Source organism: Desulfosporosinus sp. OT, from assembly GCF_000224515.1.
In the GTDB taxonomy this organism is placed as follows: Bacteria; Bacillota; Desulfitobacteriia; order Desulfitobacteriales; family Desulfitobacteriaceae; genus Desulfosporosinus.
On record NZ_AGAF01000037.1, the window covers coordinates 1 to 5,711 of the forward strand.

7 protein-coding genes are annotated in these 5,711 nt (G+C 40.0%); 4 read left to right on the top strand and 3 right to left on the bottom strand.

Annotated features, from left to right (window positions below):
- Positions 1–201: 201 nt before the first annotated feature.
- From DOT_RS02825 to DOT_RS02835, 3 genes are all read left to right on the top strand, one after another.
- Positions 202–1,095: a GIY-YIG nuclease family protein gene (locus tag DOT_RS02825; protein ID WP_009613921.1), complete on the top strand. Its 894-nt coding sequence runs from the start codon at positions 202–204 to the stop codon at positions 1,093–1,095.
- A gap of 28 nt (positions 1,096–1,123) precedes the next feature.
- Entirely contained in the window at positions 1,124–1,732 is a 609-nt protein-coding gene (locus DOT_RS02830; protein WP_009613923.1) for a hypothetical protein, read from the top strand.
- A gap of 425 nt (positions 1,733–2,157) precedes the next feature.
- Positions 2,158–2,700 carry a hypothetical protein gene (locus DOT_RS02835; RefSeq protein WP_242833755.1) on the top strand — a complete coding sequence of 181 codons (543 nt, stop codon included), beginning with the start codon at positions 2,158–2,160 and terminating at the stop codon, positions 2,698–2,700.
- A gap of 550 nt (positions 2,701–3,250) precedes the next feature.
- On the opposite strand, the gene DOT_RS02840 is transcribed toward DOT_RS02835, so the two are convergent.
- Positions 3,251–3,604 (bottom strand): hypothetical protein, encoded by a 354-nt coding sequence (locus tag DOT_RS02840; protein WP_009613932.1) that lies wholly within the window; start codon positions 3,602–3,604, stop codon positions 3,251–3,253.
- A 3-nt stretch (positions 3,605–3,607) separates the two neighbouring features.
- A complete protein-coding gene (locus DOT_RS02845; protein ID WP_009613935.1) occupies positions 3,608–4,756 on the bottom strand; it encodes an XRE family transcriptional regulator in 1,149 nt (382 codons plus the stop codon).
- Between the two features lie 139 nt (positions 4,757–4,895).
- Here DOT_RS02845 and DOT_RS30930 point away from each other — a divergent pair, with 139 nt between their 5' ends.
- Entirely contained in the window at positions 4,896–5,069 is a 174-nt protein-coding gene (locus tag DOT_RS30930; RefSeq protein ID WP_192807794.1) for a hypothetical protein, read from the top strand.
- Positions 5,070–5,474: 405 nt separating this feature from the next.
- Here DOT_RS30930 and DOT_RS02850 read toward each other — a convergent pair.
- Positions 5,475–5,711 (bottom strand): Fic family protein (locus tag DOT_RS02850; RefSeq protein WP_040411083.1); only part of this gene is annotated, 237 nt, incomplete at its 5' end.

Below are 5,711 nucleotides of genomic sequence, written 5' to 3' on the forward strand. Positions count from 1 at the left end.
ACGACCCCAATATCTTACCCGCATCTGGGAGTGACAAACTGATTGCGCATCAATAAAGTCATGAATGCGTAACAATAGTGTTGATGCGCATCATAGGAAACTCATTTTGTAATAGTGAAAAACAATATGATATTTGGCGTGCTTTCCAGTAAAGAGCCGGCAGGGGAAAAAGTAAATTTGCTTTAAATTGAGGTGACGACAATGGCTATGCGTGGTAAAAGCATAAATCTATTTCTTATGGATGGAGACCCAAACGGGCGTATCAAATGTACCCTTGCAAATTGGACAGGAGTAGCCTATAAAATTCCTCGCACTGAATTGGAAAAGTGCAAAGGGCGTGATGACCTCTCACAGAGCGGGGTCTATTTCCTGTTTGGGTCATCAGACCAGACTGGCGAGAACATTACCTATATAGGACAAGCTGGCATAAGGAAAAATGGTGAGGGCATTCTTTACCGATTGCAGGAACACAAACGCAATCCAGATAAGGATTACTGGACAGAGGCGGTTGTCTTCACTACTTCAAACAATTCTTTCGGACCAACGGAGATAAGCTACCTTGAAAACCGATTTGCCAATATGGCTGTCGCGGCAAAGAGGTATTTAGTTAAGAATGGCAATGAACCAACACCCGGACACATCACCGAGGAAAAAGAAAGCGAACTGGAAGAGTTCGTAGATTACGCCAAAATTATAATGAGTACACTCGGTCATAAGGTGTTCGAACCCTTGGCTCAAATAATAGTTACTTCCTCGGCAACAACCATATCTGCCGAGCAAAGCAGCTTGTTTTTCCTCAAGAGAAGCGGTGCAAACGCTCAGGCACGCTTGACCAGCGAGGGTCTTGTGGTACTGGCGGGTAGTTCCATCCGGAAAGATTCCGTGCCAAGTTGCCCTGACTATGTTAAATCCGCACGTGAGGACAACAAAGAGTATATAGATGAGAACGGCATTTTACAAAAAGACATTCTTTTCAAAACTCCGTCTGGTGCTTCGTCTTTTGTCCTCGGCGCGCCTACCAACGGCAACGTTGAGTGGAAAACCGAGGATGGTAAGACTTTCAAAGAGGCGGAGTCCGCCGAAACAGCGGAGTAATGATACGGAAAAGCCAAGGAGGAAACCTATGAGCACGTTTGCCGTTATTGACACTGAAACAACATGGGGCGACGAGGTTATGTCTATCGGTGTTGTCATCGCCGACTCGGAAACCTTCGAGTTGGTGGATAAACGCTATTACATACTCACCCCTTTCAAGAATCACGGTGGTATGTACGCCTATGCTCTCTACATCAACGGCGTTAAGCCTGACCTTGAGTGTTCAAGAGAAATGGCAATGAGCGAGCTGGTTCGTTTTCTTGCCACCTACGAGGTCCAGACCTTGTTTGCTTATAACGCCGCTTTTGACTATCGTCATCTTCCAGAACTGTCATACCTCGCTTGGTATGATATCATGAAGATGGCGGCGTATAGGCAGCATAACCCCAAGATACCAAGTTGTGCCGAGTGCTATGGCACTGGTAGATTGAAGCGTGGATATGGTGTGGAGAGCATTTACAGAATGCTGAGTGAGGACTTGGTGTATTATGAGATGCACAATGCCCTGACCGACGCGATAGACGAATTGGAAATTATGCGACTTATGAATCATGAACTTGGCAAGTATTTACTGGCTAGAATTGGTGACCGACGCGTTTTCTTACATAAGGTAGTGGGGATATTATTAATAAGTTAGGGGAGAAGTGGCGGCCATGCGGCCGCCGTTCTTTTGACTGCCTTTCTTATCTGTAAGTTTCGCCGATTTATTTATGATGTTCATGAACCGCTGCCGAGGCATTTGGTTGAAAGTGCAAGTTTCATGCATTTAGAAAGTTTAGTAATAATTTTGCGGCTATATTGCATATAATGCCATAATATCTGATCTTCGTAATACAAGTAGGAAGAATATACAGAAGAAAACCTTCTTGCAAATTTTTTTGACATCTAGGGTCAGGACCTTAGAAATATTATAGTCATTATAATCCTTCCAAGAAAAACTTACGGATTTTCTGTCAAATGACAATTCTGGAGTTGACGATAAAATAATACAGGAAATTCTCTCTGAATTTCTTCGAAACTGCTTTGACTGGAATCTTGCTTGCACCGGATATGTAAACATTATTGGCAATTGCTAAGATCAATGAATTAAAAGGAGAAACATACTTGACTTCAACGTTTACAAAAGCAGCTGGAATTGGTTTTATTGTTTTATCAGCATTAAGACTAACTCCAATTATAAATGCTACGGGAAAGTGGTTGTTATATGTTTCAATCGCAGCCTTATTCTTAATATTATCGGACTTATTAGAATTCATTATTGAAGGTATAGTAGAAAAGAAAGGGGTCAATTTAAATAAGGCAAGAAAACTCCTGCGTTCAATTTTTCTTGCGAGCGCAGTGATAGTTATAATCGTTTTACCTAATTTGAAAATTGATATTCCAGTAAAACAAGTTAATGCATTGAGTGACGCCATAACACTTGTTAGCTTAGGTATTGCAATAACATTGATTGGATTTAAAACAGAGAGAGTGCAAATCTCATCATTTAATAACACTAATACCATAAATAATGAGGTAAGAGAGTTTATAAATTCTATTGAAGGAAAGAAAATTATTGATGAACGGATAAGCGAATTATCGTTACAAAATGCAAAACAGCTATAGTAGCGCGGATGTCAAGAACAAAAATAATCTGAAAGATAATATGCTAGATATTTCCTATTAGTAATTCGTTCTTAGCACAAAGGATTGAATTTTGTGCTGTGAATATTTCCAACATAGCCAATTGGCTGTACAGAGAATCTTACAGCTCAAATATAAAATATATTTAATGGCAGTCTGACTGGTAATTCCGGTTCGGCTGCCTTTCTTTTTGTAGAGTTGGCTCTTGAATACATACAATCTTAATCCACATAATGATGACGTTCATTCAAAGACCAACGGTACCTTAACTTGGACACACATATTAATGTCTGTGCCAGATGGTATATTTTTTTTAGAGCATTACTCAATTAACAAAAAGAATCAGGTAGATATTCAAGCACAAACAAAGGATCTGTTAACATTAACCAAATCCCAGTCTCGATAAGGCCTTTTCAACAATGCTGGCTGTGATGTATTTCGGATTAATCCTATTAATATCGAGGATAATCTCTCTAGCATGTGTGGCAGGGAGTCCGCCAGATTCCACTAACATACAGATTAGTTCGATCCCTCAAATTGGCGTTACCCCTTCAGATTCACACATTTGCCTTAATGGTTTGTCATTAGTCACACAAGTCCAACTAAAGCTTTTGGCAAGAATTAAACATAAGTTGTCTTGAAATGATAATGATCCTCTTTTCTCTGCCGCTAACATAACCTGGTCTAGTCCAGGTTCTACAAGTAAAATCCCTAGTTCAGCGCAATCACTTTCGTTAATTTCACTGATTTCATCTAAAACGGGAGTTGCTAAATATACTTGACCAACGTTAGTGGAAATCAATTTAATAATTGTTCTGTCACATTTTAAGAAATCAATAAGAATATTAGCATCTAATATTAAAAATTGACTCTTTGTAATTGCCATTCATTATACCCACGAAGAAACTATTTCTCGCATGGCTTCAAGATCAAGTCTGAGGATCTCAGCTCCACGGCTCATGGTAATTTCATCCCTTTCAATAGCTTTGCGGACCAATCTAGATAAACGATCTTCTACAAAGTGTGACGATGATAGGGAGTCTGGTTCAAGGGAACGTAATACTTCTGGAGTTTGTTGGAATTTGTCTGGAGACAAAGCTTCAGGTTCCTCAGTTATACTTAGGGTTTTGCCAGTTTTCAATTTATAGGCATGCTGAAATTTTCCCCAGATAGATTTTCCTAAACTTTCAGAAAGGCGGTACAGGACTGTTTTGTAACTAACCTGAAAAATTCGCTTTACTTTGAGAACACGATTAATAAAAGGCAAGCCATAAGCGTCAGCCCATTCTGATTCAAAAGCAGCATCGGGCATTAAGAAATGGGACGCAAAAACATTAGCCTCTGCTTCCTGATCAGGTTCTTCTGCGCTTAATCCCACATCATAAGCGTCAAAATGCAAAAGTAAATGTCCAAGCTCGTGGGCAGCGCTGAAAATCCATCGCTCAACAGAAATCCGTTCCCAAACGTTAACGATAATAGCAGGTCCCCCATCTTCTTCTGAAACGGATAAACCAAAGAAGCCATCGGATGCAAGACTTAGAGGGTATACTTTTATCCCACTTGAATCAAGTAAACCGGCAATATCTCGGATTGGCTCTTTCACTTTGAGTCCAAATAATTCTCTAGCTTGCTCAGCTGCGTATTTAGCTCTATCAGTTCTGTCATGCATTAAAGATAGTTTGTTGGCTAGGTCATGAAATAGATAATCTTCACGATCATTTAGTAAATTTTCCAGATAATTATAATCGTCAAGCCATTGTGCTACTTCGTTTAATATATTGTCCCGACTATTCATTCTCTTCAACGCTCGAAATCGCACCTTATTTAAGGTTCGAATCGGGACGAACAAATCTTGGAGTTTTACTCCAACGCCGGAAGCGATATTTTGTAAGGTCGATACTTTTGGGGTTGAGATGCCATTTTCGATATTCCGATAGGCAACTCTTGAAATTCCGGCAGAATCGGCAACTTGTGCTTGACTTAAACCTTTGGCTTCACGAATGCGGCGGAGATTCACGCCAATATTTTTTTGGTCCATTTGCACCACCCTTTTAGTCTATTATATACAAAAAAACAATATTTGAATACATGATAACTAAACTTGTCAAAGAAATATTTGAGATGTATAATAATTTTGCTAAACCGATTTTCAGACTACGTAGAGAGGGGGTGTCAAATTGGCCAAGAACTCAGGTGATAACCATAGACACGGTGCCGTATGCAACCGTTCGCAAGCTTACAACCCAAAAACCGATTCGTGGGTGAAACGTGATAGTAAGACTGGTAGATTTATGGATGTGAAGATTGGCGGGAACCCGTTTAAAGGAGTTACTAAAGAAAAGAAACTCTGAATGAGGTGGTGCACTATGCAATTGTCAGAAATGTAAGAAGAACATCCTGGCCGATGCTCTTCTTACAGTGACTTCTTAAGTTAAAGTAACAAAGCAGATAGTTAAGGTCGGGTAACCTTACTATCCCGCCAAGTCCAGGGAAAATGAATTCTCCTCGGCGGACTTTTTTAAATATACTCAGTAGCGTTGCATAAAGCTTTTGACGTTAAAGTCAAATCCTAGATTATACAGAGAAGCAACGAATATTGGCTTAAATTGCAGGTATCCCTGAATATTCCTGTACTCGGCGGAACAGCTCACGGGCAGTCACTTTATGTCGTTCCGCATAGGTTCCATGACCCTCCGCGGAACGACAAGTTACGCCGATTTAAAACGCACCTAACCCTAGGTGCGTTTTATTGGCAGTTACTTGTTTTCTATGGATTGAAATATACAACTTATTAATGGTTCAATACTTTTATTAACCGCTGTAATCATCGCCTCTAACAAGACTTCACTTGTAATCAAGGACCAATTAATGATATAACCTCTTTCAAAAGCCAACTGCCGTATGAATTCCCTGATACTTCTGCCATTTCCTTCTCTGAATGGATGAATCATGTTGAGTTCTGACATATAGTAGGCAGCTCTCTTGGAAAATCC